Origin of the sequence: Pseudomonas sp. FH1, assembly GCF_000510895.2 — a bacterium.
GTDB lineage: Bacteria > Pseudomonadota > Gammaproteobacteria > Pseudomonadales > Pseudomonadaceae > Aquipseudomonas > Aquipseudomonas azotoformans_A.
Genome location: NZ_AOHM01000056.1, coordinates 1 through 26,744, shown reverse-complemented (window position 1 = coordinate 26,744; position 26,744 = coordinate 1). Strand labels below are relative to the sequence as shown.

At 60.0% G+C, this 26,744-nt stretch carries 23 protein-coding genes; 17 read left to right on the top strand and 6 right to left on the bottom strand.

The genetic code is table 11. The annotated features are described in order from the left end of the window. Positions 1-16: 16 nt before the first annotated feature. Positions 17-1,543: a hypothetical protein gene (locus H096_RS17525; protein WP_191983011.1), complete on the bottom strand. Its 1,527-nt coding sequence runs from the start codon at positions 1,541-1,543 to the stop codon at positions 17-19. Positions 1,544-1,984: 441 nt separating this feature from the next. On the opposite strand from H096_RS17525, the gene H096_RS17520 reads away from it, so the two are divergent. From H096_RS17520 to H096_RS17500, 5 genes are read left to right on the top strand one after another with little or no spacing between them, the layout of a single operon-like run. Then, the gene (locus tag H096_RS17520) at positions 1,985-3,004 is read left to right on the top strand and encodes a LacI family DNA-binding transcriptional regulator (protein ID WP_033900391.1); all 1,020 of its coding nucleotides are present in this window, start codon (positions 1,985-1,987) and stop codon (positions 3,002-3,004) included. A gap of 41 nt (positions 3,005-3,045) precedes the next feature. Further along, positions 3,046-3,828, top strand: a complete 783-nt coding sequence (locus H096_RS17515; RefSeq protein WP_033900390.1) for a TIM barrel protein — start codon at positions 3,046-3,048, stop codon at positions 3,826-3,828. Further along, positions 3,821-4,762 (top strand): sugar kinase, encoded by a 942-nt coding sequence (locus H096_RS17510; protein WP_033900388.1) that lies wholly within the window; start codon positions 3,821-3,823, stop codon positions 4,760-4,762. Before H096_RS17515 ends, H096_RS17510 begins: the two co-directional genes overlap by 8 nt. A 45-nt stretch (positions 4,763-4,807) precedes the next feature. Beyond that, positions 4,808-6,100 carry an MFS transporter gene (locus H096_RS17505; RefSeq protein ID WP_033900386.1) on the top strand — a complete coding sequence of 431 codons (1,293 nt, stop codon included), beginning with the start codon at positions 4,808-4,810 and terminating at the stop codon, positions 6,098-6,100. Next, positions 6,097-7,074, top strand: coding sequence for a D-glycerate dehydrogenase (locus tag H096_RS17500; RefSeq protein ID WP_033900383.1), 978 nt, complete (start codon positions 6,097-6,099; stop codon positions 7,072-7,074). The genes H096_RS17505 and H096_RS17500 overlap by 4 nt, the downstream gene beginning before the upstream one ends. 73 nt (positions 7,075-7,147) lie before the next feature. Here H096_RS17500 and H096_RS17495 read toward each other — a convergent pair whose 3' ends face one another. Beyond that, positions 7,148-8,773 (bottom strand): methyl-accepting chemotaxis protein, encoded by a 1,626-nt coding sequence (locus H096_RS17495; RefSeq protein ID WP_033900380.1) that lies wholly within the window; start codon positions 8,771-8,773, stop codon positions 7,148-7,150. 235 nt (positions 8,774-9,008) lie between these two features. Between H096_RS17495 and H096_RS17490 the strand changes: the two genes are divergently transcribed. Next, positions 9,009-10,436: a nucleobase:cation symporter-2 family protein gene (locus tag H096_RS17490; protein ID WP_033900378.1), complete on the top strand. Its 1,428-nt coding sequence runs from the start codon at positions 9,009-9,011 to the stop codon at positions 10,434-10,436. Between the two features lie 12 nt (positions 10,437-10,448). Further along, positions 10,449-10,910 (top strand): LEA type 2 family protein, encoded by a 462-nt coding sequence (locus tag H096_RS17485; RefSeq protein WP_033900377.1) that lies wholly within the window; start codon positions 10,449-10,451, stop codon positions 10,908-10,910. A 54-nt stretch (positions 10,911-10,964) separates the two neighbouring features. Here H096_RS17485 and H096_RS17480 read toward each other — a convergent pair whose 3' ends face one another. Beyond that, on the bottom strand, positions 10,965-11,891 hold the full coding sequence (locus tag H096_RS17480; protein ID WP_033900376.1) for a carbon-nitrogen hydrolase family protein: 927 nt from the start codon (positions 11,889-11,891) through the stop codon (positions 10,965-10,967). 81 nt (positions 11,892-11,972) lie between these two features. Here H096_RS17480 and H096_RS17475 point away from each other — a divergent pair, with 81 nt between their 5' ends. Continuing rightward, positions 11,973-12,866, top strand: coding sequence for a LysR family transcriptional regulator (locus H096_RS17475; RefSeq protein WP_033900375.1), 894 nt, complete (start codon positions 11,973-11,975; stop codon positions 12,864-12,866). Here the strand turns inward: H096_RS17475 and H096_RS17470 are convergent. Further along, positions 12,859-13,113: a hypothetical protein gene (locus H096_RS17470; protein ID WP_003190904.1), complete on the bottom strand. Its 255-nt coding sequence runs from the start codon at positions 13,111-13,113 to the stop codon at positions 12,859-12,861. The two genes, H096_RS17475 and H096_RS17470, sit on opposite strands and share 8 nt — an antisense overlap. A 163-nt stretch (positions 13,114-13,276) precedes the next feature. Here H096_RS17470 and H096_RS17465 point away from each other — a divergent pair, with 163 nt between their 5' ends. After that, positions 13,277-13,597: a DUF883 family protein gene (locus H096_RS17465; RefSeq protein WP_003217958.1), complete on the top strand. Its 321-nt coding sequence runs from the start codon at positions 13,277-13,279 to the stop codon at positions 13,595-13,597. Between the two features lie 33 nt (positions 13,598-13,630). Here H096_RS17465 and H096_RS17460 read toward each other — a convergent pair whose 3' ends face one another. After that, positions 13,631-14,668, bottom strand: coding sequence for an Ldh family oxidoreductase (locus tag H096_RS17460; RefSeq protein WP_033900373.1), 1,038 nt, complete (start codon positions 14,666-14,668; stop codon positions 13,631-13,633). A 194-nt stretch (positions 14,669-14,862) separates the two neighbouring features. Here H096_RS17460 and H096_RS17455 point away from each other — a divergent pair, with 194 nt between their 5' ends. Continuing rightward, positions 14,863-20,010, top strand: a complete 5,148-nt coding sequence (locus tag H096_RS17455) for a DUF6543 domain-containing protein (protein WP_033900371.1) — start codon at positions 14,863-14,865, stop codon at positions 20,008-20,010. A gap of 22 nt (positions 20,011-20,032) precedes the next feature. On the opposite strand, the gene H096_RS17450 is transcribed toward H096_RS17455, so the two are convergent. Next, positions 20,033-20,302, bottom strand: coding sequence for a PepSY domain-containing protein (locus tag H096_RS17450; RefSeq protein WP_033900369.1), 270 nt, complete (start codon positions 20,300-20,302; stop codon positions 20,033-20,035). A 142-nt stretch (positions 20,303-20,444) separates the two neighbouring features. Between H096_RS17450 and H096_RS17445 the strand changes: the two genes are divergently transcribed. The 7 genes from H096_RS17445 (at position 20,445) to H096_RS17415 (ending at position 26,471) form a co-directional block, all read left to right on the top strand. Continuing rightward, positions 20,445-21,440 carry a FecR family protein gene (locus tag H096_RS17445; protein ID WP_033900366.1) on the top strand — a complete coding sequence of 332 codons (996 nt, stop codon included), beginning with the start codon at positions 20,445-20,447 and terminating at the stop codon, positions 21,438-21,440. A gap of 329 nt (positions 21,441-21,769) precedes the next feature. After that, positions 21,770-22,228: a hypothetical protein gene (locus H096_RS17440; protein WP_033900364.1), complete on the top strand. Its 459-nt coding sequence runs from the start codon at positions 21,770-21,772 to the stop codon at positions 22,226-22,228. Continuing rightward, positions 22,225-22,776: a hypothetical protein gene (locus H096_RS17435; RefSeq protein WP_033900362.1), complete on the top strand. Its 552-nt coding sequence runs from the start codon at positions 22,225-22,227 to the stop codon at positions 22,774-22,776. Before H096_RS17440 ends, H096_RS17435 begins: the two co-directional genes overlap by 4 nt. Positions 22,777-22,843: 67 nt before the next feature. Then, positions 22,844-23,590, top strand: a complete 747-nt coding sequence (locus H096_RS17430) for a hypothetical protein (protein WP_033900359.1) — start codon at positions 22,844-22,846, stop codon at positions 23,588-23,590. A gap of 61 nt (positions 23,591-23,651) precedes the next feature. Then, positions 23,652-24,332, top strand: a complete 681-nt coding sequence (locus H096_RS17425; RefSeq protein WP_033900357.1) for a C39 family peptidase — start codon at positions 23,652-23,654, stop codon at positions 24,330-24,332. A 38-nt stretch (positions 24,333-24,370) separates the two neighbouring features. Further along, positions 24,371-25,114, top strand: a complete 744-nt coding sequence (locus H096_RS17420; protein ID WP_033900355.1) for a hypothetical protein — start codon at positions 24,371-24,373, stop codon at positions 25,112-25,114. A gap of 49 nt (positions 25,115-25,163) precedes the next feature. After that, positions 25,164-26,471 (top strand): transporter, encoded by a 1,308-nt coding sequence (locus H096_RS17415; protein ID WP_033900354.1) that lies wholly within the window; start codon positions 25,164-25,166, stop codon positions 26,469-26,471. Positions 26,472-26,744: the final 273 nt, after the last annotated feature.

Below are 26,744 nucleotides of genomic sequence, written 5' to 3'. Positions count from 1 at the left end.
CACCGTACCGGAAAGGTCAGGTGTTGCACTCAGATTTTGCCGCCGCCCTGTCATAACCCTCCCAGAAAAACCTGATCACGTCATTCAGTTCAAAGAGCGGATCAGCGGTGACATGCCAATGGACACCAAAAAACACTTCAGGCTTGGAGCAACAAGACAAATTGCCCGCACCGCCCACCAAGGTATGTTTTAGAACAGGCGCTGGAAATTGAATCAGCGTGCCAGTATTCACATTCACGAATGTATTATCAGACTGTTGGTCATTCACTCCGTTACTGGTGGTGTAATACACCGGCAGTGCAGGATGTATGAAGCCTTCCATCACGGCCCAGGGGATTACCGTAGAAAATACCAACTGGCCTGCCACATCACCGGGCTGGACGGTATAGGAGGCCACGGGCCCAATCCCGTTCCAATAAAAGCCCAAGACCTCACCAGGCTGTGGATCCTGATAAAGCAATACACGCGCACGAGCACCTGCCGGATTGTCATCATGGTTGACCACGTTTTTGGTATTGGAGACAAGCCCCCGCACCTCCGTCAGCGGCAGATCCAGGTTGAGCAAGGCTGGCGCGTTGGCGTGGTCCTGCCCGGCGACCGGCAAGTTGACATTCACAGGTATCGCGAAGGATGGAAATGGCGGCAGGCTGAAGCGAATAATCTCGTAGCGCACCGGCACTGTTTCGGGGGCCAGTGGGTCCGTCAACGGTCCACGTAGCAACGGCCAGTCAATCCGCACGTCGGTGGGGAAACCAATTACATCCTGGAGCAGGGCGGGACGGCCTTCCCAGTAAACGCGGACCTTATCCCCCGGCGCCCAATTGGTGTATGCATTAATCCTGACAAAAATACCGGCGCGGGCGTCATCACGCTTGATCAGCAAATCACTGTAACGTTCAGGCGGATAGATTTCTGGCAGTGGCCGTGGCCCGGGCAATGGAATTAACGAAAGCTGAAATGGAAGACCGGCACTGCGCACACTGAAATATCCGGCCCTGTCAAAAATCCGGTAAAAGATAAACGCAGCACCACTGATCAATACACGGAATTTGTCCGCCGGCAAGTAGACAATCAATGGATCGCTACTCAACACTAACTTATAAATATAATCTGGCCCGGCAACCGGAGGGTTTGCAGAATTGGACAAATAGAGGTGAATGTCATCTCCGTCGCTGCGGCCTGTATAAGGGAGAAGGTGAAGTGCGACCGGATCGTTATTTAGCAGGTAGGTTTCATCCACTGCAGGTGATGGAGGCACCACAAACTCGAGATGATCGGCAGGATCTAGTAACTCCGGGTTGCTCTGATCGATGGTGAGTGTTCTTTTGGGGTCTAGTTCGCTGGGACCACCAAATGAGTCTGTGACGACGTAATACAGCTGCACTAAGCCAGCTAACGATTGCATGACAAGAGTGGGAATATACAGCACATGCTCAATAGGAAACGGCGGGGGTGGCGCAGTGACCGTCTTTGATTGCGTATAAATAACAGTGGCCCCTTGCATCAAAATGAGGTCAAGAATATGCGGGCTATCCAGCGGCACAGGCCCCGGCCCCACATGGAAATTTTCACTTCCAGGTCTGCAAGCAACACATTTCTTTTTATTAGACCCGTTGGGTCTAAGGGGTCCACGCCGGTGATATCCATTGGAGCAAGTGACAGAACACCCTTCGCATTCAAAGACGATGCCCCAGTGCCGGTGCCTGAACTAGAGGTGGTTGGCATAACAACTTCCTCAACGCTGCAACGAGAAAGAACCAGCAACGACGGAACTACTGGTCGACTATTGAAGAAATTAAATACTCAATTTGATGCATCCGAAACTGTCAGAATTCACAGGTAAGGTGGACCGTTGGTCGTTCTACGACCCATTGGACGGGAGACTCTCACGGTTTTTTCTTGACGATTCAGGCTGCATGGTGTCTTCTGAAACCGGTTTCAGATAGTGCGCCAGTCGTCTATTCCAATAAGAAAGGCTCGTCTCATGACCCCATTTTCCGCCGCCCAGCGCAGCCGCGTCACCATGCTCGACGTCGCCGAACGCGCCGGTGTCTCCAAGGCCAGCGTGTCACGCTTTATCGGCGACGACCGCGCCCTGCTCTCCGATGCCATCGCCTTGCGCATCGAGCAAGCCATCAAACAACTCGGCTACCGCCCCAACCAGATGGCCCGTGGTCTCAAGCGTGGCCGCACGCGCCTGATCGGCATGCTGGTGGCCGATATCCGCAACCCCTATTCCATTGCCGTGATGCACGGTGTCGAAACCGCCTGCCGCCAACACGGTTACAGCCTGGTGGTGTGCAACACCGACCGCGATGACGAACAAGAGCGTCAGCATCTGGCGGCCCTGCGTTCGTACAACATCGAAGGGCTGATCGTGAACACCCTCGGCCATCACCTCGACCAACTGCTGGAACTGCAACGGGAAATGCCCCTGGTGCTGGTGGACCGCAAAGTCGAGCCGCTGCACAGCGATCTGGTGGGGTTGGATAACCCCGCAGCCGTGCGCATGGCGGTGGAGCACTTGGAGCAACAGGGTTATCGCGATGTGCTGCTGGTGAGCGAAGCCACCGATGGCACCAGTTCGCGCCTGGAGCGCCTGGAGAGCTTCAAGGCTGAGATTGCCAACCGTCCGAAATTGACCGGTGCCGTGCTGGAGTTGGATGACGCGCTGCAACAACACCTGCAAACCTTTCTCGCAAAACCTGGCCCCAAGGCACTGTTCTGTGCCAACGGCGTCGCAGCGCTGGCCTGCACCCGTGTGCTGAAGAATCTGGGCTGCAACCTGTTCGATGACGTAGGCCTGATCGCCCTGGATGACCTGGATTGGTATCCATTGGTGGGCAGCGGCATCACCGCCCTCGCCCAACCCACCGACGCCATTGGCGCCTCGGCGTTCGACTGCCTGCTCAAGCGCTTGCGCGGCGACACCGAGCCGACGCGTACCCTGGATTTCTTGCCCCAACTGATTATCCGAGGCTCAACACAGCTCCCACAGCTTTGATTTTCGCTTAAAAATGAAACCGGTTTCAGAGGTAAACAACAATGCATAAATACCCCGTCTCCATCAGCCTTTCCAGCTACGGCGCCGACTTGGTACGCCAGCAGGGGCAATTGAGTTTCGTCAAGGTCCTAGCCGCCGCCGGCGCCCAGCGCATCGAATGGCGCGAAGAGCTTTTAACCGACGAACAGCCCACCGAACTGGCCCAGGCCGCGGCGCAACAGCACCTGGAATCGGTGTTCTCATCGCCCCTGGAACTGTGGGTCGCCGGCCGCGCCCAAGCGAATGCTGAACTCGCGGCCACCCTGGATAGGGCGCAGGCGTTCGGTTCACGCTGGCTGAAAGTCTCCCTCGGTTACTTCACCGACACCAACGACCTGGAAAGCCTGCACGCCCTGCTCAACCGCCACTCGGTTCGGCTGCTGGTAGAGAACGATCAGACCCTGCATGGCGGCCGCATCGAACCGATACAGCGTTTCTTCACCGAAGTGGAACGCCTGGGCCTGCCGGTCAAGATGACCTTCGATATCGGCAACTGGCAGTGGCAGGACCAGTCCGCCCTCACCGCCGCACGCCTGCTGGGCCGGCATGTGGATTACCTGCACTGCAAGGCCGTGGCCCGGCGCGCCGATGGCAAGCTGGTCGCCCTGCCGCCTGGCGCCACCGACCTGCATTTGTGGGAACAACTGCTCAAGCACATGACTCCAGGTATTAGCCGGGCCGTGGAATTTCCGCTGCAAGGCGATGACCTGGTCGCAATCACCGCCCAGCAGGTCACCGCCCTCGCCCTGCTGGGCCAACCTCATGCGGAGCACGCTCATGTCTGAGATCGATATCCTCTCGTTTGGTGAAACCATGGCGATGTTTGTCGCCGAGCAAACCGGCGACTTGGCCCAGGTGGCTCAGTTCCATAAACGCATCGCGGGGGCCGACAGTAACGTCGCCATCGGCCTATCGCGCCTGGGCTTCAACGTGGCGTGGTTGAGTCGGGTGGGCAACGATTCCCTCGGGCGCTTTGTGGTCGACACCTTGACCCAGGAAGGCCTGGATTGCCGGCATGTGGCGGTCGACCCGCTGCATCCCACCGGTTTTCAATTCAAGTCCCGCGAAGAAGCCGGTGATGATCCCCAGGTGGAGTACTTCCGCAAGGGCTCGGCGGCCAGTCACTTGTCCATCGCGGCCATCAGTCCTGCGTTGCTGCAAGCCCGCCATCTGCATGCCACCGGGATTCCGCCCGCGTTGTCCGAGGCCACACGCGAGTTGTCCGTCGAGCTGATGACGCAAATGCGCAAAGCTGGGCGCAGCGTGTCGTTCGACCCCAACCTGCGCCCGTCGTTGTGGGCCAACCAACAGACGATGATCCGCGAAATCAACGCCCTCGCAGGGCTCGCCGATTGGGTTCTGCCGGGCCTGGGCGAAGGCCGTCTGCTCACCGGTTTCGATGACCCGGCCGATATTGCCGCGTTCTATCTGGACCAGGGCGCCGAAGCCGTGGCAATCAAGCTCGGCCCGGACGGCGCCTACTACCGCACTCACCTGGACCAGGGCTTTGTTGCCGCCGTGCGCGTGGACAAAGTCGTGGACACGGTCGGAGCCGGTGACGGTTTTGCCGTGGGCATGATCAGCGCCCTGCTGGAAAACCTCAGCTTTCCCGAGGCGGTACAGCGCGGCAACTGGATCGGCAGCCGCGCCGTGCAAAGCCGTGGCGACATGGAAGGCCTGCCCGCCCGCTCAGAGTTACCCATTCGATCCGTTGCCTAACCCACTACCTGTTGCCACAACTACAACAAGCTCAGGAGCAACCCCATGGACACCGTGAAACTCGCCACCCGCCGTTGGTGGTACATCATGCCCATCGTTTTTATCACCTACAGCCTGGCGTACCTGGACCGCGCCAACTACGGCTTCGCCGCTGCCTCCGGGATGGCCGAAGACCTGATGATCACCCCCGGCATGTCGTCATTGCTGGGCGCGCTGTTTTTCCTCGGTTACTTTTTCTTCCAGGTGCCGGGGGCGATCTACGCGCAAAAGCGCAGCGTCAAGAAGCTGATTTTCGTCAGCCTGATCCTGTGGGGCGGCCTCGCCACCCTGACCGGCGTGGTGTCCAACGCCTACATGCTGATCGTGATCCGCTTCATGCTCGGCGTGGTCGAAGCCGCCGTGATGCCGGCGATGCTGGTGTACCTGTGCCACTGGTTCACCCGTGCCGAACGCTCGCGCGCCAATACCTTCCTGATCCTCGGCAACCCGGTGACCATGCTGTGGATGTCGGTGGTGTCGGGCTACCTGGTGCAGCATTTCAGCTGGCGCTGGATGTTTATCATCGAAGGCCTGCCGGCGGTGCTGTGGGCGTTTATCTGGTGGAAGCTGGCCGATGAGCGTCCAAAGGATGCCAAGTGGCTGAGCGACTCCGAGAAACAGGATCTGGAAACCGCGCTGGCCGCCGAGCAAGTCGGGATCAAGGCGGTGAAGAACTACGCCGAGGCGTTCCGTTCGCCCAAAGTGATCATCCTGGCCCTGCAATTTTTCTGCTGGAGCATTGGCGTGTACGGCTTTGTGCTGTGGCTGCCGTCGATCCTCAAGCAAGGCTTGCAGATGGACATGGTCGAGGCCGGCTGGTTGTCGGCGCTGCCCTACCTGGCGGCGGTGATTGGCATGCTGGTGGTGTCCTGGGGCTCGGACAAGCTGCAAAAGCGCAAACGTTTCGTGTGGCCGCCGTTGCTGATTGCCTCGATTGCTTTCTATGCGTCCTACATGCTCGGTGCCGAACACTTCTGGTGGTCCTACACCTTACTGGTGATCGCCGGGGCCTGCATGTACGCGCCCTACGGTCCGTTTTTTGCGATTGTCCCGGAGATCCTGCCGGCCAACGTCGCCGGGGGTGCCATGGCGCTGATAAACAGCATGGGCGCCCTGGGTTCATTCGGCGGCTCGTACCTGGTGGGCTACCTCAATAGCAGCACCGGTTCGCCCGGCGCTTCGTACTTGCTGATGAGCGGCGCGTTGCTGCTGTCGGTGGTGCTGACGATTTTTCTCAAGCCCGGCGCAAGTGATCGCACGCCGGTGCCCCACCTGGAATTGAAGGTAAAGACCGCATGAAAAAGTCTGTCGTGCTGTACAAGAAACTCTCTGCGCCGCTGATGGCCCGCCTGCATGAACAGGCCGATGTCACGCTGATCGAAGCACTCGACGATACTGGCGTGGCCAAGCTGCGCGACGCCCTGCCCGGCGCCCACGGCCTGCTGGGCGCCAGCCTGCGCCTGGACGCCAAGCTGCTCGACCTGGCGCCGCAGTTGCAAGCCGTGGCCAGCGTGTCGGTTGGCGTCGACAACTATGACATCGACTACCTGACCGCGCGCGGTATCCTGCTCAGCAACACCCCCGACGTACTCACTGAAACCACCGCCGACACCGGTTTTGCGCTGATCCTCGCCACCGCGCGGCGTGTGGTGGAACTGGCCGACATGGTGCGTGCCGGCCAGTGGAACAAAAACATCGGCCCGGCGCATTTCGGCAGCGACGTGCATGGCAAGACCCTGGGCATCATCGGCATGGGCCGCATTGGCGAAGCGCTGGCCCAGCGTGGGCATTTTGGCTTTGGCATGCCGGTGATCTATCACAGCCATTCGCCCAAGCCGGCAGTGGAAGCGCGTTTTGGTGCACAATTCCGCAGCCTGAACGACTTGCTGCAACAGGCCGACTTTGTTTGCCTGACCTTGCCGCTCACCGCTGAAACCGAGAAATTGATTGGCGCCGAACAGTTCGCGCTGATGGGGCCGGAGACGATCTTCATCAACATTTCGCGGGGCAAAGTGGTGGATGAAGCAGCGCTGGTGGAGGCGCTGCAACAGCGCACCATTCGGGCGGCGGGATTGGATGTGTTTGAGAAGGAACCGCTGGATCACGGCTCGCCGTTGTTGCGCTTGAACAATGTGGTGGCGACGCCGCATATCGGCTCGGCCACCCACGAGACGCGGGAGGCCATGGCCAAATGTGCGGTGGATAATCTGTTGCAGGCGTTGGCGGGTGAGCGACCAAAAAACCTGGTGAATGCAGCCGTGTGGAAACACTGATTCTACTGTGGTGAGCGAGCTTGCCTCGCGCGGGGCAAGCCCGCTCACCACAAAGAGCAGGTTCCTGACGCATTCAGATAACGAACCGCGCCACCATCCCATTCAAATCCACCGCCAGACGCGACAGTTCATGGCTGGCCGCGCTGGTCTGGTTGGCACCCGCCGCCGACTGGGTCGCCAGGTCGCGGATGTTGACGAGGTTGCGGTCCACTTCGCGGGAGACTTGGGCCTGTTCTTCCGACGCACTGGCGATGACCAGGTTGCGTTCGTTGATCAGGCTGATGGATTGGGTGATCTGCTCCAGGGCCACACCGGCGGCGCGGGCCATTTCCAGGGTGTCTTGCGTGCGCTGGTTGCTCTGCTGCATCGACTGCACGGCCTCACCGGTGCCGTTTTGGATGCCGGCGACCATTTTCTCGATCTCCTGGGTCGACTGCGCGGTGCGATGGGCCAGCGCACGCACCTCATCGGCCACTACCGCAAAACCTCGCCCGGCTTCACCGGCACGCGCCGCCTCGATGGCGGCGTTGAGCGCCAGCAGGTTGGTCTGCTCGGCAATCGCGCGGATCACGTCCAGCACTTTGCCGATATCGCGGCCTTGGGTGGCCAGGCCTTCGATCATCGCGGCGGTGTTTTGTACGTCCTGGGTCATGGTCTGGATCGCACCGACGGTTTCCACCACGCGGTCGCGGCCTTCGCGGGCGGCCTGGTTGGACTGGGTCGAGGCCTCAGAGGTGGAGACCGCGTTGCGCGCCACTTCTTCCACCGCCGCCGTCATCTCGTTGACCGCCGTAGCGGCCTGGTCGATTTCGTTGTTCTGTTGTTGCAAGCCTTTGGAAGCTTCTTCGGTGACCGCGCTTAACTCTTCCGCCGCCGAAGCCAGCTGCGTCGCGGAGCCGGCGATGTGCTGGATGGTCTGGCGCAGGTTGGCCTGCATCGCGGCCAGGGCGCCGAGCAGGCGGGCGGGTTCGTCCTTGCCGTCGTCTTCGATGGTTTTGCTCAGGTTACCGCTGGCGATGGTTTCTGCGACTTCCACGGCTTTGCGCAGCGGCGTGACGATGCTGCGCGTCAACAACCACGCCAACAGTACGGTCAGCAGCGCGGCAGCGACAGAGACCGCAATCACGCCCGTGATGGCGCCGTCGTAACTTTGCCCGGCTTCAGCGTCGGCGGTCTTGGCATCCGCCGCGTTGATGGCGATGAGCTTATTCAACTGCTCGCCCATCTGGTCAGTGCCGTCCTTGATGCGCGTGTTGATCAAGGCACGCATGCCATCCAGGTTGCCCTGCCTGGACAGTGCCAGCATGTCGGCCTGAGCCTTGAAGTAGTTATCCAGGGTGACCACAAACGTCTTGTAAAGCGCAGTCTCCTCCGGGCCGGCCGGCAGCGCAGCGTACGTGGCCTGGGCCGTCTTGACCTTGTCGGCGAGCACGCCCATGCGCGTTTCGGCTTCTTGCAGGCTGGCAGGCTCACGGTTGATCAACACACGGAACGACAGGATACGCAGGCGCAGTACGTTTTCCGTGATAACGCCCAGCGACGTCACGCTGGGCACCTGGTTGGCACTCATGTCCACCGAAGACTGCCGGATCTGCGTCATACGGTTGACCGCAAACACCCCCAATAGAATCACTAACAATGCAATGAACGCGAAACCGAGAAACGCTCGTGGGGCAATATTCAGTTGACGGAGGGACATAGGGGGAGCTCTCAGAAGTAGTGTTTGCGAGCGTCCCTGCCGCGAAACGATCAGTCGGCGTCAACGCGCCGTTCTGACCTTTGGTCACCACTGTTATCGTTGGTATGTGGGCCTATCCTCGATATCGGCAGGGCCTGGGGTTTCCCACAGGTCCTCCATAAATATTTTTTTACACTTCTGACGACCGGCAGTTTCTGGCATCCTGCGCCTCCATTTTCTGACCCGAGCCCGTATTTTGTCTGACGCTCAAGCCCCCCGCCCGCGCTATAAATCCGACCTGATCTACGGCCTGGAAGACCGCCCCCACTTCACCGCCGCGATTTTTGCCGCGCTGCAGCATGTGCTGGCGAGTTTTGTCGGGATCATCACGCCCACGCTGATCGTCGGCGGCGTGCTGGGCCTGGAAAGCGAAGTGCCGTATCTGGTGAGCATGGCGCTGTTTGTGTCGGGGCTCGGCACCTTTGTGCAGGCACGCAAGTTCGGCCCGATCGGTTCCGGGCTGTTGTGCCTGCAGGGCACCAGTTTTTCGTTTATCAGCGTGATCCTCAGCGCGGGTTTCATGGTCAAGGCGCGTGGTGGCGGCACCGATGAGATTCTCTCGACGATCTTTGGTATCTGCTTTTTCGCCGCGTTTATCGAGGTGGTGCTGAGCCAGTTCATCGGCAAGCTGCGCATGCTGATCACCCCGGTGGTCACCGGCACCATCATTACCCTGATGGGCTTGTCACTGATCAAGGTCGCGGTCACCGACATGGCCGGCGGCTATGGCGCCCAGGACCTCGGTGCGGCCGCCAACATGGGCCTCGCGGCCTTGGTGCTGCTGACCATCGTCGTCCTCAACCGCTTCAGCAACCCTTTCCTGCGCCTGGGCTCCATCGTCATCGGCTTGACCCTGGGCTTTGTGGTGGCCTGGATGATCGGCCGCGTAGACATGGCGGCGTTGCCGCACGTGCCGTTGATCAGCGTGCCGGTGCCGTTCAAATACGGGTTTTCGTTCGACTGGGTGGCGTTTATCCCGGTGGCGGTGATCTTCCTGATTTCGCCGTTGGAAGCGGCCGGTGACTTGACCGCCAACTCGATGATTTCCCAGCAGCCGGTCAAGGGCCCGCTGTATATCAAGCGCATCAAGTCGGGCCTGCTCGCCGACGGCCTCAACTCAGCGATGGCGGCCACTTTCAACAGCCTGCCAATGGTGACTTTTGCCCAGAACAACGGCGTGATCCAGTTGACCGGCGTGGCCAGCCGCTACGTGGCGTACTTCATCGCAGGCCTCTTGGTGCTGCTGGGGTTGTTCCCGATGATCGGCGCGGTGTTGCAACTGATGCCCAAGCCGGTACTGGGTGGCGCGACCCTGATCATGTTCGGCACCGTGGCCGTCGCAGGCATCAAGATCCTCGCCGAAGCCGGCCTGCATCGACGCAACGTGCTGATCGTGGCGATCTCCCTGGGCATGGGCCTGGGCGTTGCCGCCGTGCCGGAAGTGCTGCGCGACCTGCCCAAGGCGCTGCACAACATCTTCGAGTCGCCGATCACCGTGGGGGCTTTCTGTGCAATCCTGCTGAACATTTTCCTGCCGGAAGAGTTCATAGAGCTGGAAGAAGATGAATTTGATCCGGAGTCCTCGACCCTCAAAGTGATGCAGGACCCGGACGTCACGAAATAGGAGCACTGTTATATGCGCAAGCTCATGGTTCTATCGCTGTTGCTGCTGACCCTGAGCGCCTGCGCGCTGTTCCCCAACCGCGACCCGGTAAACATCAACGTGGTGGGCATTGAGCCCCTGCAAAGCCAGGACCTGGAAGTGCGTTTCGCCGTGAAACTGCGGGTACAGAACCCCAATGAAACGGCGATCGACTACAACGGCGTCGCCCTGGACCTGGAGGTCAATGGCCGCCCGCTGGCATCGGGGGTGAGTGATCAAAGCGGCTCCATCCCTCGCTTTTCCGAGACCGTTCTGATGGTGCCGGTGAGTGTTTCGGCGTTTTCGGTGTTGCGCCAGACCCTGGGCCTGAGCCAGACCCAGAGTTTGAACAATCTGCCCTATGTGCTGCGGGGCAAGCTGGCCGGTGGGCTGTTTGGCACGATGCGTTTTGTCGACCGTGGCACACTGGACCTGCCGAATACCGCTACCTGGTAAACGCCATGCAACTAACATTGCTGACCTGTGGTTGTGGCGAGCCACAGTAGTGTTTTAGTCGGTGATGTAGCGCACGCCTGGCCTGGCACGCTCATCCACCACCAACTCGAATACATCCGGCCGGGCGTAATGCCCCACCACGTCATAGTCATACCGCGCCCGCACCAAATCCTCCGTGTTGATTTGCGCCGTCAGCAGCCCGACTTCCCCCAGCAACGGCCCCGCCAGAATGTCGCCCATGGGGCCGACGATCACACTGCCCCCTGCGATCAACGGTCGCTCAGCCGGCCAGTTGGCAACCTCGATGCCCAACGCCTCGGGCGACGCCTGCACCTGGCACGCACTCACCACAAAACAGCGCCCTTCATGGGCCACATGGCGCATGCTCACCTGCCACATCTCGCGCTCGTCCACCGTCGGCGCGCACCACACCTCCACCCCCTTGGCGTACATCGCCGTGCGCAGCAACGGCATCATGTTTTCCCAGCACACCGCGCCGCCGACACGCCCCACAGCCGTATCGATCACCGGCAGGGTTGAACCGTCGCCTTTGCCCCAGATCAGCCGTTCGGTGCCGGTGGGCATCAATTTGCGGTGCTTGGCCACCAGGCCGCCCGCAGGCTCGAAATAAAGCACCGTGCAATACAGCGTGCTACCGCTGCGCTCGATCACACCCAGAACCAGGCTGGCGCCGGTGCGTGCCGACAGCCCGGCCAGCGCCTGTGTTTCAGGGCCTGGCACATCGATAGCATTGGCAAAATAGCGGGCAAAGGCTTCACGCCCTTCCGGCAGGCGGTAACCCAATTGCGTGCCGAACCCTTCGCCCTTGGGATAGCCACCGAGCAACGCCTCCGGCATGACCACCAATTGCGCACCGCTACGGGCAATTTCGTCTTCATAACCCAGTATTTGCGCCAGGGTTTCAGCCTTGCCGCCGGGCAAGGAACCGATTTGCAACGCAGCCACGGTAGAAACAGGCATCACGATCACTCCAAAGTCAGGGGTTGCCCATTCTCCCGCCAGCCTCGATCATGAATAAAGCCCACTTCAGTGCTGAATGATATGAGCCAGATCAATATCGCCCAGGTCGATCTCAACCTGCTCAAAACCTTCGAGGCCCTGCATGACGAGTCCAGCGCCAGCCGCGCGGCCTTGCGCCTGGGCGTGACGCAATCGGCCATCAGCGCAGGCTTGCGGCGCTTGCGCGAGGTGTATGGCGATCAATTGTTCGTGCGCACCGGGCGTGGACTGGCGCCGACCTTGCGGGCCAACCAATTGAAACCGCTGATCAGTGAGGCACTGGATCGCTGTCGGCAGAGCCTGGCCATGGTCGACCCGAACAATCAGCACTATCAGGGGCGCTCCGTAGTGCTGGGGCTGTCGGATGATTTCGAGATTGCCTACGGGCGCCGTCTCATCGAAGAAATTGCACGACGGGCACCGAAGCTGCGGGTGATCTTCCGTCAGACCCACAGCCAGATCGTCGCAGGCGCCCTGCTCGACCGCACCCTGGACCTGGCGATCACCGCCGGTGGTTTTGCCCACGGCAGACTGAGCCGCCACGTGCTGGGAGAAGGCGACTACCGTTGCCTCATGGATTCGGACCAGGCCAGCATCAGCCTGGACGAGTTCGTCGCACGCGAGCATGTGCTGGTGTCGTCCGGCGGGTTTATCGGGATCACTGACGAGGGTTTGGCGGCGCAAGGGCTGAGCCGCCAGGTGTGTGCGTCCACCAGCCACTTTGCTGCGCTGCCTTTTCTGCTCAAGGGCAGCCAGGCGGTGGCGACCATTCCCGGTCACGCCGCCGAGGCCATCGGCGCGATGACCGGCTTGCGGGTACTGGCTTGCCCACTGGCCCTGCCGCGTTACCCGGTGGAGTTGGGCTGGCGCACCCAGGCACAGCTTGATCCGCTGCTGCTGAAAGTGCGTGAAGCGATTGTCGCGAGCTTTACTTAGCGGCCGCCATCAACTTGTTGACTTCGCTGCGCACCATGTTGGAAAACTCCGGCGGCGACATGCCGTCCAGCTCCGCACGCACCCACTCGGCCCACTTGCCTTTGCGCTTGGCGCGTTCACCGAACAGACGTGCCGCCTCGCCCTTGGCCTTGCCCAGGTTGGTTTGCCACAGGTCGTAGAGCCGGGACTTTTCATCTTCCAGCTCGGCGCGTTCGGCGAGGGTCTTGTTGGCGAGATTGAAGCTCATGTTGATTTACCTGCTGCACAAATAGGCGACATCTTACACTGTAGGTCGAAATTTCCTGATTCGGATTTTGCTCAAGACCGGGCAACGGCAAAAAAACTGCAACTTTTGCCGTCGCCCGACACTCCATTGTTCACTGTCACATTCACCTGCAAGGAGTCACACAATGGCCCGCAAATCTGCCGCCCAAGCCGTCGAAGATCAAATCAAGGATCAAGCCTTCAGTGAACTGACGGCGTTGATCGAAGAGTCGGACAAACTGCTCAAAAGCAGCGCATCCCTGGTAGGCGAAGAAGGCGAGACCCTGCGCGAACAGGTCGCCATCAAGCTCAAACAGGCCCTGGACTCGGTGTCCAACGTGCGCGAGCGCAGCAAACCGGTGGTGGATGCCACCGAAACCTACATCGGTGGTCACCCGTGGCAGACCGTTGCCATCTCCGCAGGCTTTGGCCTGGTGGTCGGCCTGCTGTTGGGCCGTCGGAACTGAGTCAACAGGGCTGCGCCACTGGCGCAGCCCTTTTCAGCCCGCCGCCAAGGCGCGCAGGTTTTGCAACTCCTGCGCGTCCAGCAAGATCCCTTCCTGCTCTGACTTAGCCCGCGTACGGTGCCGCCGATCCCCCGGCAAGCGCCGCAGCCCCGCCGCATGCATCTGTCGCACCAGTTCCTGGCTGCGCTCGGCAAAGCTTTGCCCGGCGGTCTTGCTGGGGTCGATCACGATCAACAGTTGGCCGGTCCACGGCGTGCGTGCGCCAGGGTGATCGGACCAGTTGAACTCAAACGAGAAGTTGCCACCGGTCAACGCCGCGGCCAGCAGTTCGACCATCATGGACAGAGCGGAGCCCTTGTGCCCGCCAAACGGTAACAACGCGCCGCCTTCAAGGATGGCCTTGGGGTCCTGGGTCGGCTGGCCCAGCCCGTCGACACCCATGCCCGGCGGCAAACGCTCGCCTTTGCGCGCGGCAATCTGCACATCGCCATGGGCGATGGCACTGGTGGCTAGGTCGAACACAATCGGCAAGCCATCGGCGCGCGGCGCGGCGAAGGCAATGGGGTTGGTGCCGAACAGCGGGCGGTCGGCACCGTGGGGCACCACGCAGGTCATGCTGTTGACCACGCTCAGGGCCACCAAGCCTTGTTCGGCAAAGGGTTCGACATCCGGCCACAGGGCCGCAAAGTGATGGGAATTGTGAATGGCCAGCAAGGCAATTCCGGCACTGCGGGCTTTTTCCACCAGTAAAGGCCTGGCAGCCTCCAGGGCCGGCTGGGCGAAGCCGTTGCCGGCATCCACCCGCACAAACCCACTCGCCACATCCGTGACCTGAGGCACCGCGCGGCCATTCACCCAGCCACTGGCCAGGGTACTGATATAACCAGGAATACGAAAAATGCCGTGGCTGTGGGCGCCATCGCGCTCGGCGCTGGCGCAGTTGCTGGCGAGGATCGCGGCCACTTCAGGTGAAGTGCCATGGCGTTCGAACACCTGCTGCAGCAACGCCACCAGCGCACTGAAGCCTAAGGAGACACTGGAACCTTCAACGACCTTGGACGGCGTAGACATCTGAAGCTCCGAATTATGATTGGAAGGGGCAACGAGACGGGTAACTCAAGCCTGTGATTAAACAACGCGCCCCGCGCCTGCTGTCAATCGTCGCGTGCCGGTCAGGTCGTTTTTGCCGCAGTTATCTACCGCCGACTGCGCCGTCGTCCCGCCTACCCTGCCCTCACTACAGCGGCCTTGAAGGAGAGCAATGGATGACCCACGTAAACCCACCGTATTTTTTCCCGGAGTTCCACCGACCGGCGCGCAGAAAACAACCGACTGAACGCGAGCGAGTGCTCGGCCTGACACTGAAGGACCTGGACTGGCTCAACACGCTGTACTACGCCACCGATCAAGCTCGCCAGGACGAAGCCTTGCGCGACCACCCGATGGCGGTGGAGAAATTCATCCTCAAGCTCACACCCAAAGTCTCCATCCCGTTGGCCGGCACTTTCCTGATGAGCTCCAGCCCTGATGAAAGCAAGGCGTTGCTCTACACGCCTTATGGCGGAATCGAAGTGTTCGATGATCGCGAGGCCGTCATTGACGAGCTAATAAACCGCTTGAATAGCGAAGACCATCGCGTTGATTTAATTCATTTTTTATCCATAAAACAACGCAAAGACTTTGCCCCCGGCACTGCCTTTACGCTGGGCACTGCATTCATACCCGGCGCGGTATTCGAAGACCAGGAGAACACTATCGAGGCCAGCCAGAAGCTCAACCTGCAAGCCGTGCTTGCAGAGTTGCGTAAAACGCCCAGCCTGGCCTGGCTGCTCGATACCCTGCTTGCCATCATGGCGCGTTCCTATTTCCCAGGCCTCGATCAACGGGACACGCGGGTCAACAGTTTTATCGCCGCCGACGCAGAACACCCCGAGCAGTCTCCGCGCTGGATCAATTCCACTGCGCTGAGTGACGTGTTGTTGCAGTACTATCTCAAGCAGGATTGGCCGACCGCACAGACGCGCACCTTCTCCAACCCACGCCATATCACCCACGACTTCAGCGACACCCGCCACGCTGAAGACCTGCAACATTGGGAAAGCCTGGTGCAACAAACCGCCGGCGTCCTCACAAAATTGCTGGGCAGCCTGTTGCAAACCTGGTGGAACGAAGACATCGACAGCGGCTACTCGCGCCTGGAGCTGTTTACCCAGGCGATGCGTGACAAATTCCGCGCCGACCTGCTGTTCAAGCACCAGTACGCCATCGTGTCAGCAGAGGAAAACCAACACCTGCTAGCGCTCCTCCTGCCTGACCAGGCCGCGCGCAGCGCTTGGCACCCCTCGTTGCATATCGAGAAGGTCAGTATTCACGCGCCGTACCAGCACTACGTGGAACTGGCCTCGACCTTGTTGATCGGGGGCAAGCATGCCTATCTCTACACCCAATCACGCGGGCTACAGGTGCTTGAAGACCTTGCCGACCTTAACGACACCTTGTTGAGCATGCTCAAGGCGGCCGGGCATGAGGATGAGCTGTTGAGCTTTCTATCCTTGGAAGAGCGCAGTGCATATATCGCAATGGATGCGGTGCAGGTCAGCGGTTTGCCGGTCGCCGGCAGTGTGTTCGGTGGGCTGGTCGAGGATATCGCCGCCAAGCAGCTGAGCAATCTGGAGCATGCCCTCGGCTTGTATCGACGCAGTAATGGCGCGGTAGACCTGGCAGCCCTGCTCGACTGCGCCCTGGACGTGCGCCATATGCTCGACAGTCGCCTGCTGTCACTCGACACCGCGGGCCGCTGGAGCCTGCACCCGATCAGCAGCGGCAATGGCAGGCCCTCAACCGTGCAGGCCGAACGCGCCAAACTGCAGTTGCAAACGCTGCAAGCGGCGCAGGCGGCATCTGCCGCGCAACGTCGCCAGCATCCGACCCTGCGCGGCCTGGCCCGACGCGCACTGAATACCGAGTTGCACAAGTACCAGCTGGATATGGATGCCTCTGATATCTACATCAACACCTATGCCACCCAGGCGGAACAACGCGAAGAGCGCGTGCCGGTGCGCTCGGTGATGCTGGTGGATTTTCTGATCGAACACCTGGCTCAGGTCGCGAGCCCTTTGGGCGACACACCGGACATGGGTTTCTATGCCACCCGTCGAGACGGCGCCGCCCTGCGCTGGAACAGCTTGAGCAGCTCGACGGTCAACGCCATGGTCGCTCTCTCCATGGTAGGCCTCACCCACCACGACGTGCGCGAGCTTCCTCGCCAATTCCTGGAGGATCACCGCGAAACATTGGGCAGTGCCCTGCTGCTCGGCCTGCGCAGCGAGACTGAACTGCGCTTGTTGAACAAGACGCTGTCGCCCCAGCAGCATGCGATCCTGGACACCGTCCTGCGCCCCGACAGCATGACCCGTTTGAAACGCCACGGACTCAATGGGTTTCTACCGGACGCCTACGGCCTCACACTCACCCTGGGCGAGCAACTGCTGCCGCTGGCCAACTGCTTCGTGCTCACCGAGCGCGGCGGCATTGACCCCAACCACTCCGGCCAAGCGTTGCTATGGACCCCCCAACACGGCCACGAACCCTTCGAGTCGGTCAACGCGCTGCGCAAGCAGCTGGAACAACGCCTGACCCAGCCTGACAAGCGCCTGGCGCTCTTGCATAACTTGCCGCTGCGCCAGCGAAAGCCGCACACCACGTTTGGCCTGGGGCCGCTGCAGCGTATTGACGAACATTTGCTCAACGACCGCCAACAGAGCTACGTCGAGCACGGGGTGGACGACATAGAGTTTTGGCTGGCCGCGCCGCTGGCCCCCAAACGGCGTCAAGACTGTCTGGACAACGAGATGCAGCAAGCCTCGCTGTCGAATCTGGACCGGGCGGCGAGCATCGCCCAGGCGATGATTCAGCAACAGGCCTTGCCCGTCTGGCTGGGGATGGCCATGCCCCAGGAACAGTTGCTGCACGCTGAACTGCTTGAACAGTACCGCCTGAGCACGCTGGATGAGCGCGACTACCTGCACAGCCTGCCGCCGCTGCGCGAACACGTCGCCAGTCGCCTGCGCACCCTGCTCGACGCACGCTACCCCGGACTGGAGCTGAACCCCGACGATGTACTGATACCGGCGCGCATCGTCCTTAACGGACACACCCAGAGCCTGACGGACTTTGCCCTGCGCCATTTGCCCGACCTGCACGCCAACAATCTTCACCCACGCGCCCGTGGCGCTACTCCGTTGCCGACCACGTTCGACGGGGCGGCGGTGGTGCAACTGGTGCGACAACTGGATATCGCGTCGACCTATAACACCCTGCTCACCACGCACTTGGCAGCTGACACCGACGACGCGCGCCAGCGCCGCGAGCTGTTTAGCCGGCAACTGCCCTGGCAATTGCTGCGCCACGCCCATGAAGAGAAGCTCGAAGAGCGCCTGAGTGAGGCGGCGTGGGGGTTTATCCAGCAGGTCATCGACATGCCGGACGCGGTGGCGCGGGAACAGGTCAGCGGCGCCAGTGCGATGATTCGCCCGCTGGAACTGGTGGCGACAGAGGGCGCGCAGGCGGTCAAGGTAACCGGTGTGTACCTTATCGGCCCGCAGGCCAAGGCCTCTGGCCCGCTGGTGCTTTACGCGCCCTACAGCCCGCTGCGTGTGCTCAAGGAATATGCAAGCGAAGAGGAGTTGCGCAGGGAGATCAACCGTCCCGGTCCGCTGCAGGAATGGATCATCCGCCAATTGGACGAACCCGCGCAGGCGACCTACCGCAACCTGCTGCGGCCCACCCAGCGTCCGGGTTCGGACATTCGCCTCGCGTCGAACCCGATCCGGGGCAATATCTTGCCGCGGCTGTTCCACGACAACACGCTGCTGCTGCTGAAAATGCTCACCTGCCAGTTCGAACGGGAAGGCAAGGACCAATGGGACGGCATCACCAGCCTGTTGCGTAACGGCATTCCCATGGCGTTGCAATTTATCGCGGGCAAGCTCAAATACCCGATGGTGGTATGGCGCAGCTTCAAGCTGTTCGAAGCGTCCGCTGAAGACTTGCAGCAACAGCGCTTTGGCGCAGGCCTGCGCAAGTTCATCCAGGGTCTGGCGACGCTGGCATCGCTGCGCAAGCAACTCGACGAGTGGCTGCCTACAGACCCGCCCACAGCGCCCACCGACCTGCCGCAAACAGGACCCGCACCGGCTATGACGGTGAGCACCTTGGATGTGACAGACCCGATGCGTACCCGGCTGCGACGTTTTGAAAACATGACGGTGGCGTTGGCTGATTTGCGCCTGGACGAAGAGCGCGGGGTTTATACCCAACCGGTCAACAACCGCACCTACGTCCCCGTAGCCGGCCGGGTTTACCCGATAGAACAACGCGGTGAGCACTGGCGCGTGAGCCTGGCGTCGGAATTAGGGCCTTTTGTCGAGCGTAACGCGCGGGGCCAGTGGGTTCTGGACCTCTCCGAGCGTGAGCCGCGCTTCGGGCCGACCCTTTCGCGTTACCGAGGGCGATACGTCACCCGCCTCACGGAGCGCGACTCCATCAACATCGAGGCGCAGGGGTTGCCAGCCATCCGCGCACTGGACATGGACAAGGCACTGATCATCCACCGTGCGCTCAACGTGGCGCTGTTCTACACCTTCACCTGCCAGGACAACCTGACGTTGTTCGCGATCCGGCGCGATCCCAATTCCCGCGTAGGGCGTTTTCTGACCGAAATGTTCGGCGTGCTCAACTTCAATCCCGCGCAGGTGAGCAAGATACAAACCCGCGTCAGGGAAATCCTCGACGGCTTGACCCAGCAAAGCCTGCTCACATTTGATTCAGAGCGCTTCGTTGTCGGCTCAGCCCGCTGGGCTCCTGACGAGACTTTTGCCTTCGTGATACCGGAAGATGCCCAGCAAAGGATCTATTTGCTGGACCTCTTCTTCGAAACGACGATGGACTCCTACTTGGGTCACCTGAACACGCCATTCGACATCCACGACCATGCACGGGCGGCCACCTTGATTCACGAAATGAGCCACCTGGTGTCAGCCACCGAAGACATCGCCTACATGGACTCGATGCGTCCGTTCCTGGACCTGATCAATCGTGGAACGGCGGAAGGCCTGCGCAAGTACACGGCGCTGTCGAATCTGCAAAGCACTGCGCTTTCTGTGTTGACGCCAGCAACCATGCTGTTCAAGACCTGGAACGATCTTTCACAACGTTGGGAAGACTTAGGCAATACAGGCTCGACCAAAGTGCGTGACAAAGTATTGCACCTCACGGGAGCCAGGACGCTGGATGATGCCCGGGCAATATTCATGAGCGATGCAGACCGTCGCATGGACATTATCCTGGCCAATGCAGACTCGGTGACGTGCCTGATCACCCACTTGGGGCGAGAGCTGTTTCCGGGGCGCTGAGGCAGCACCCCGGCAGAGCGCTTCAGTCCTTCTGATCACGCAGGATGTTGCCCGACGCACCATCGATACGCGCCTCATATACCGTGCCGTCGGACTTGCGCCCTTTGACTTCCCAATAGCCATTGTCATCGGCCTCGGCGGCATACACCTCAACGTAACCGGCCTTGGTCTTGGCGACTTCAATCGCCTTCTCGATGGTGATCCAGCCTGCCCCCGGTTTATCGGCCAGGGCGGCACCGGCACTGAGCAGTGCGGAAGTTGCACACAGGGCGATTAAGGTTTTCTTCAGCATTTTCGTTCTCCATTGTGGGAATGTCCTGAATCGTTTAGGTATTTCCAAACGAGAATAAGTTCCAATTGATGTGCAATCGCCATGATGGCTGTTCTCGCCGTCCGCCCTGGGAGGTTAGAATGTGCGAAATCAGGATGAGTTAATGAGCGAAAAGTCCCTTTCAGAAGCCGAATATGACGCCATCACCGACGCCGCCGCGCATTGGTGCATGCGCCTGCACGCGGGCGATTGCACGACGAGCGAGCGTCAGGCTTTTGAACAGTGGCACGACTCCCACCCACTGCATGCCTTTGAATACGCGGCGATGCTGGAGATCTGGGACGTTGCCGACCACCTCCCCCGCCACGAACCCACGCCGGCGGTGGTGCCGCTCAAACCCCGCAGTCGCGTGCGCACCTACGCCGTGGCGGCGGCGATCTGCCTGGTCGCCCTGCCCCTGGCAGCCTTTACAGGTTGGGAAGCCGGTTGGCTGCCCAGTTCCTACGAGCGCTTCGAGGCTGCCAATGGTTTGCGCCAGGTCACCCTGGGTGATGGCAGCCAGGTGGAACTCAACCTGGGCACCGAGTTGGTCTACAGCAACTACAACGATCAGCGTCGGGTCACGCTGAAAAAGGGCGAAGCGTTCTTCAAAGTCAGCCATGACAGTGCCCATCCCTTTATCGTGCACGCTGGGGCAGGCCAGGTTCGGGTGACGGGCACCCAGTTCAACGTCTGGAAATACGAAGACCAGGTACGGGTGATGTTGCTGGAAGGCTCGGTGCAGATTGCCAGCGACCAGGTCCACGGCAGCGTGCCGCTGACGCCCGGCATGCAGGCCAGTTACCAACAGGGTGATGCCACGCCCCGCGTGCGGACGATCAGCCCTTATGACACCGCCCTGGCCTGGCGCCAGGGCAAGCTGATCCTCGACAACCTGGCGCTGGCCGATGCGTTGCCGCTGATCAACCGCTACCTCACCAAACCGGTGATGCTGGCCGACGCCAACACCGGCGCGATCCGCATCGGTGGCATCTACAACATCAGTGAGGTCAACCACCTCATTGCCTCCCTGCCCAAGGTTTTGCCGGTCTACCTGACCCAGAACCAGGACGGCAACCCCGTACTCAACGCCATCCCGCGTAAAACGCCCAAAGGCTGAACCGCTGCCCACCGTTGTGGGCTTTGTCATGCCTGAAGTGTCCGTTTTTTTAACACGCCCTTGCCCTGAACCGCCCGTGCACAGCGGATTCATCGTTTTGCCATGGGCAGTGTTACAGCGCTGATACAACCGAGTGAAGCGTTTGCGCAGTGGCTGGGTAGCTGTGAATGGCCGGGGCGTTGTTTCATTCCTGAAACAGCGCTGCTATCACTTTGCCCATCAATATCTTCAACCCCTTGAATAACCACACAAAATAAAAAGCGGCACGGCTTCTGCTCTATCCCTTACAGCGCTGTTTAGGGTCAGCGCGAAGAATAAGGAATGCCGCCGTGAATACACTCACTCAAGGTTCGATGAACGTACTGCTGATCAGCTGTGTACTCAGCGCCAGCATCGTGGTTCCGAGCCATGCGGGTGACGGCGTGATCGTCACCGGGCGCGACGTACAGGGACACATGTACGGTCGGTCTTCCTTTGGTCCAGATCCTTACCCCCAGACCGCCAATGCCAATCCAAGCCGGGAAATCCTCGGCGCCCTTTCGGGCGAACTGAGTGACCGAGACTTCGGCGCCGTCAGCAGCGGCTTGAGCATCACCCGTGCCATCCAGCCTAACGGCAACCTCTCCGGCTTGAGTGCCACCCAAAACAGCATGTCCACCTTGGGCGCCGGCGCAGCCGCCAGTCGCTCCGGGGGCAGTGGCAGCATGGGGGGGCAGATCAGCGATTCGATCCAGCGTGGCCTGGCGCCGTTGAACAACATCGGCAGCATGATGGGGGGCAAACAATGAACCGTTCTCTGCTCCTTCTGGCCCTGCTCACCAGCGCTTCGGCCATGGCCGACAACACCGCCGTGATCAATAACAGCGGTAAAGACTACCGCGGCAACCTGATGATCAACCAGGCCGCAGGCAACCAGCAGCAAACCGCCAACAACCGCGCCGTCGCGCTGGGTGGTCAGGCGACCACCAGCAATATCCAGAGAATGGACGGCAAGGTCGACCCTTCCCTGAACGCCAAAGCGGCGATCGAGGGCACTTCTTTCAGCAATGGCAACGGCATGTTGGGCATCAACCAGTCCGCCGGGGCCAATAACCAATTAGTCAATGCGGTGCGGATCAGCGTCAACCCTGGCCCGCAAAGCATCGACGACAGCGTCCTGTTGCAACAGAACACGACGACGCTGGCAACCGACTCAGGGCTCACCCCCACCACTGGCAGCCGCCAGGTCGTGACGAGCGACCAGGCCTTCACAGGCAGCCGAGGAGTGATTCAGGTGAACCAGAGTGCTGGGGTGGGGAACCGAGTGGCTAACACCCTGGGCATCACTATCAAGTAACGGCTTGGTAGCACGAGTTAGACCGTACCAACACTTAACCAACTAATTAGAAGCAAGGAGAAACACCATGAAACCTCAAATGGCTCTGAAACCAATGGTTTTCGCTCTCGCCGCACTCATGGCTGCTGCTGCTCAAGCAGGTGGTGGCTGGCACCCTGCGCCTCAACCAACAGGTACTGTCGCCGCTGTTGTGACGGATGTGCAAAAAAGCGAACACAATAAGTTCGATGACACCAAAACCGAGAACAACGCTTCTGCGGATGGTTCGGTAACCGGCAACAGCGGTAACACTGGCGTCAACGTGCTGTCCGGTTCCGGCAACCAGGCCGACAACGCCGGCGCTATCTCCAGCGCCAAAGGCGACTTCGCGACAGTGTTTGCAGTGATCGATGTTGATCAAAGCAGCCAGCACAACAACTTTGTCAACAAAGGTACCCAAAACAACGCTTCGCTGGATAACTCCGTCAACCGTAACTCCGGCAACGTGGGCTACAACGGCCTGTCCGGTCAAGGAAACCAAGGTAAAAACAACCTGGCTATCACTACCGCTGACGGCAAAAACATCGCCGCTGCCGCCAACACCGAGCAAAATTCGCTCAACAACAGCTACCTCAACACTGCCGCTACCAGCCACGGCTATGGCCATGGCGGCAAGCCTCAATACGTGTCCAACAACGCCAGCCTGGACAACTCGGTCAACTCCAACAGCGGTAACGTTGGGGTGAACGTACTGTCCGGCTCGGGCAACCAAGGCAGCAACAGCCTGTCTGTAGGCCAAGGTTGCAGCGTCTGCAGCAGCGGCGTGCGCTTCTGATCCAACGGGGCCTTGGCAACAAGGCCCTTTTTTATTCCAGTGTCCAACAGGTCATTCGATCATGCGCCTCGCGACCCTCACCCTCTTGATGCTGCTCACCGGCCCGACCTGGGCAGGCACCATGGCGATCTCCGCCATGCCTGGCGGTGCAGTCATCTACAAGAAGGTCGAGAGTATCCGTGAACGCAAGTTCGCCAACCTGGTGGAACAGAAAACCGATTTCAGCTGTGGTGCTGCGGCACTCGCCACCATCCTGCGCCAGGGCTATTGGCTCGACGTAGACGAAGACCACATCATCAAAGGCATGCTGGTCAATGCAGACCAGGACCTGGTACGTACCCAGGGTTTCTCCATGCTGGACATGAAGCGCTACCTCGAAAGCATCGGCATGCGTGCCCGGGGCTACAAAATCGGGCCAGACACCCTGGCGACCGTGAAGATCCCTGTGGTGGTGTTGCTGGAAATCCGGGGCTACAAGCACTTCGTGGTGTTGCAGCGCGCGGACAAGGACTGGGTCTATATCGGCGACCCGGTGCTGGGCCACAAGCGCTATTCACACGATGACTTCGTCAAAGGTTGGAATGGCATTGTATTCGCCGTGCTGGGTGAAGGTTACGACAAGGCCAACGCCCTGCTCGACCCGCCCACGCCACTGACCGCCAAGAACCAGTTGAATGAGTTCAGGCCCGTAGGCGATGCCGAGCTGATGGACTTCGGTTTCATCCAGAGCGACTTCTTCTAAGAAGCGCAATAAGGGGCAGGACGCTCCAGGAGCAGAAGATGAACACTTCCCGTTGGCTGACGGTCTTGTGTCTGGCAGCCTCAATGCCCGCTTATGCTTCGTCGGGGTTCAAACCGATCGAACTCAAGGACTCGGAAATGGCCGAGCTGCGCGGTCGTTATGTGATGCCGGGGCGGATTGTCAGTTTCGGTATTGTCATGAGCAGCACCTGGACCAATGCCGTGGGCGACACCATTACTGGCAAGGCCAGCATGCAAGTCGATTCCTCCACCATCACGCCACAATTCTACGTACAGACCACGGGCTCTACCGGTACCGGCACCAATCCAAATACGGGCACCGGTAACGTCAGCGGCGGCGCCGGCCTGGGCACCGGCACAGGCGTGACCCAAAGCGTGCGCGCAGCCGGCGACGGCAACACCGCGTACAACAATGTCGGGATCAACGTCACCGAGAACGGCTTCGCCCCGTCCAATATCGTGCAATCCGGCCAGGTACTGGTCGCCGGCGGCACCGTCACCGGTGACAGCGCGGCAGGCCGTGTGAGTGTGTCAGCCAACAATGGCGGCTTGCAGATGGCGATTCAGGGCAACCACAACCAAGGCAACAGCCTCCAGCAGATTGGCGGCGGACAAGTGCTGCAAGGCACCGTGTTGACCGGCGATAGAAACTTCGTCTCCAACATGACCCAGCTCAATGTGGTGATGAACAACGGCCTGAACAACCCGGCGCTGAACTGCAACCTGGATCAACTCAAAGGCCTACGCACTCTCGGTTATTGAACTACGCTGACCCTCGACACTTACGCATTAGAAAAGGACGGCTTATTTCATGCATCGATCGTTATCGCTACGTGCGGTGGTCTGTTTAAGTACGCTCTTGCCCGCATCCCTGTTGTATGCCGCGCCAGACGCCGATATCGAGACCCTCAAACAGGAACTTCTGGAACTCAAGCAGCGGTACGAAGTGCAGCAAAAAGCCTTGGCGGTACTGGAACAACGGGTTCGCCAAGTCGAGGACCAACCGGCGACGCCCGCGCCCAAACGCTTGGCCAAATCCCCGGCAGACTTCCAGAAAGCCAGTGGCGGCGCGTCCGTGGCAGGCACAGGCGCTGCGGCCGCATCCGGCGGGGCCGGTGGCGGTGGCAGTTCTTATGGGCAGTCGCTCAAGGACGACTCGGCACCCGCGCAAAGCGTGAGCAACCTCTACAACGAAGCCAGCGGTTTCTTCGGCAACGGCAAGTTCAGCTTTGAAACCGGTATTACCTACGCGCGCTACGATGCACGCCAGCTCACGCTCAACGGTTTCCTGGCACTGGACTCGATCTTCCTCGGTAATATCAACCTGGACAGGATCAAGGCGGATAACTGGACGCTGGACCTGACCGGTCGCTACAACCTCGATAACCGCTGGCAGTTCGATGTAAACGTGCCGGTGGTGTACCGCGAATCGACCTACCAGTCCGGCGGTGCGGGCAACAATGCCAATGCCACCTCGGAAGAGTCGGTGAGCCGCGACCCGACCATCGGCGACGTCAACTTCGGTGTGGCGTACAAATTCCTGGATGAAACCCCCACCCTGCCGGATGCGGTGGTGTCGCTGCGCGTCAAGGCGCCTACCGGTAAGGAACCGTTCGGCATCAAGTTGGTACGCTCAACCGCCAACGACAACCTGTATGTACCGGAAAACCTGCCGACCGGTAACGGTGTCTGGTCGATCACGCCGGGAATCTCGCTGGTCAAGACGTTCGACCCGGCCGTGCTGTTTGGCTCGTTCTCCTACACCCACAACTTCGAAGAGTCGTTTGATGACATCAGCAGTGACGTCAACCAGAAAGTCGGCGGTAAGGTCAGCCTGGGCGACAGCTTTCAACTGGGTGTCGGTGTTGCCTTTGCACTGAACGAGAAGATGAGTATGTCGTTCTCGGTGTCCGACCTGATCCAGCGTAAAAGCAAGCTCAAGCCCAATGGCGGGGACTGGCAGTCGGTGGTGTCCAGTGATGCCAATGCCGGTTACTTTAACGTGGGCATGACGATTGCAGCATCGGATAACCTGACGATCGTGCCGAACCTGGCGATCGGGATGACAGATGATGCGCCGGACTTTACGTTCAGCCTGAAATTCCCCTACTACTTCTAGAGATCACCTTAGAGGTAAATGTTAAGTTTTACCAAGGAAACCCCCGATTTACGGGGGTTTCCTTTTTTTTGCACTGTAAGAAATTTTTCTTAACAATATACAAAATGCAATACCTAGAAAAACTGTAAAAAAGGAGACTGCATTGGATTTGTCATTGCGCAGAATTAAATCGGAAGCCGGTGAGCGGTTCGCCCTGCTCGTCGACGGTGAGGGCATGCCTCTCTACCAATGTCATCAACTTTGGAAATTATCCATAAATATCATATAATTAGC

Excerpts from the sequence above, each read along its gene's own strand:
- H096_RS17520 (WP_033900391.1), top strand. The coding sequence starts at position 1,985 with ATGACCCCATTTTCCGCCGCCCAGCGCAGCCGCGTCACCATGCTCGAC.
- H096_RS17515 (WP_033900390.1), top strand. The coding sequence starts at position 3,046 with ATGCATAAATACCCCGTCTCCATCAGCCTTTCCAGCTACGGCGCCGAC.
- H096_RS17510 (WP_033900388.1), top strand. The coding sequence starts at position 3,821 with ATGTCTGAGATCGATATCCTCTCGTTTGGTGAAACCATGGCGATGTTT.
- H096_RS17505 (WP_033900386.1), top strand. The coding sequence starts at position 4,808 with ATGGACACCGTGAAACTCGCCACCCGCCGTTGGTGGTACATCATGCCC.
- H096_RS17500 (WP_033900383.1), top strand. The coding sequence starts at position 6,097 with ATGAAAAAGTCTGTCGTGCTGTACAAGAAACTCTCTGCGCCGCTGATG.
- H096_RS17495 (WP_033900380.1), bottom strand. The coding sequence starts at position 8,773 with ATGTCCCTCCGTCAACTGAATATTGCCCCACGAGCGTTTCTCGGTTTC.
- H096_RS17485 (WP_033900377.1), top strand. The coding sequence starts at position 10,449 with ATGCGCAAGCTCATGGTTCTATCGCTGTTGCTGCTGACCCTGAGCGCC.
- H096_RS17480 (WP_033900376.1), bottom strand. The coding sequence starts at position 11,891 with ATGCCTGTTTCTACCGTGGCTGCGTTGCAAATCGGTTCCTTGCCCGGC.
- H096_RS17475 (WP_033900375.1), top strand. The coding sequence starts at position 11,973 with ATGAGCCAGATCAATATCGCCCAGGTCGATCTCAACCTGCTCAAAACC.
- H096_RS17470 (WP_003190904.1), bottom strand. The coding sequence starts at position 13,113 with ATGAGCTTCAATCTCGCCAACAAGACCCTCGCCGAACGCGCCGAGCTG.
- H096_RS17465 (WP_003217958.1), top strand. The coding sequence starts at position 13,277 with ATGGCCCGCAAATCTGCCGCCCAAGCCGTCGAAGATCAAATCAAGGAT.
- H096_RS17460 (WP_033900373.1), bottom strand. The coding sequence starts at position 14,668 with ATGTCTACGCCGTCCAAGGTCGTTGAAGGTTCCAGTGTCTCCTTAGGC.
- H096_RS17455 (WP_033900371.1), top strand. The coding sequence starts at position 14,863 with ATGACCCACGTAAACCCACCGTATTTTTTCCCGGAGTTCCACCGACCG.
- H096_RS17450 (WP_033900369.1), bottom strand. The coding sequence starts at position 20,302 with ATGCTGAAGAAAACCTTAATCGCCCTGTGTGCAACTTCCGCACTGCTC.
- H096_RS17445 (WP_033900366.1), top strand. The coding sequence starts at position 20,445 with ATGAGCGAAAAGTCCCTTTCAGAAGCCGAATATGACGCCATCACCGAC.
- H096_RS17435 (WP_033900362.1), top strand. The coding sequence starts at position 22,225 with ATGAACCGTTCTCTGCTCCTTCTGGCCCTGCTCACCAGCGCTTCGGCC.
- H096_RS17430 (WP_033900359.1), top strand. The coding sequence starts at position 22,844 with ATGAAACCTCAAATGGCTCTGAAACCAATGGTTTTCGCTCTCGCCGCA.
- H096_RS17425 (WP_033900357.1), top strand. The coding sequence starts at position 23,652 with ATGCGCCTCGCGACCCTCACCCTCTTGATGCTGCTCACCGGCCCGACC.
- H096_RS17420 (WP_033900355.1), top strand. The coding sequence starts at position 24,371 with ATGAACACTTCCCGTTGGCTGACGGTCTTGTGTCTGGCAGCCTCAATG.
- H096_RS17415 (WP_033900354.1), top strand. The coding sequence starts at position 25,164 with ATGCATCGATCGTTATCGCTACGTGCGGTGGTCTGTTTAAGTACGCTC.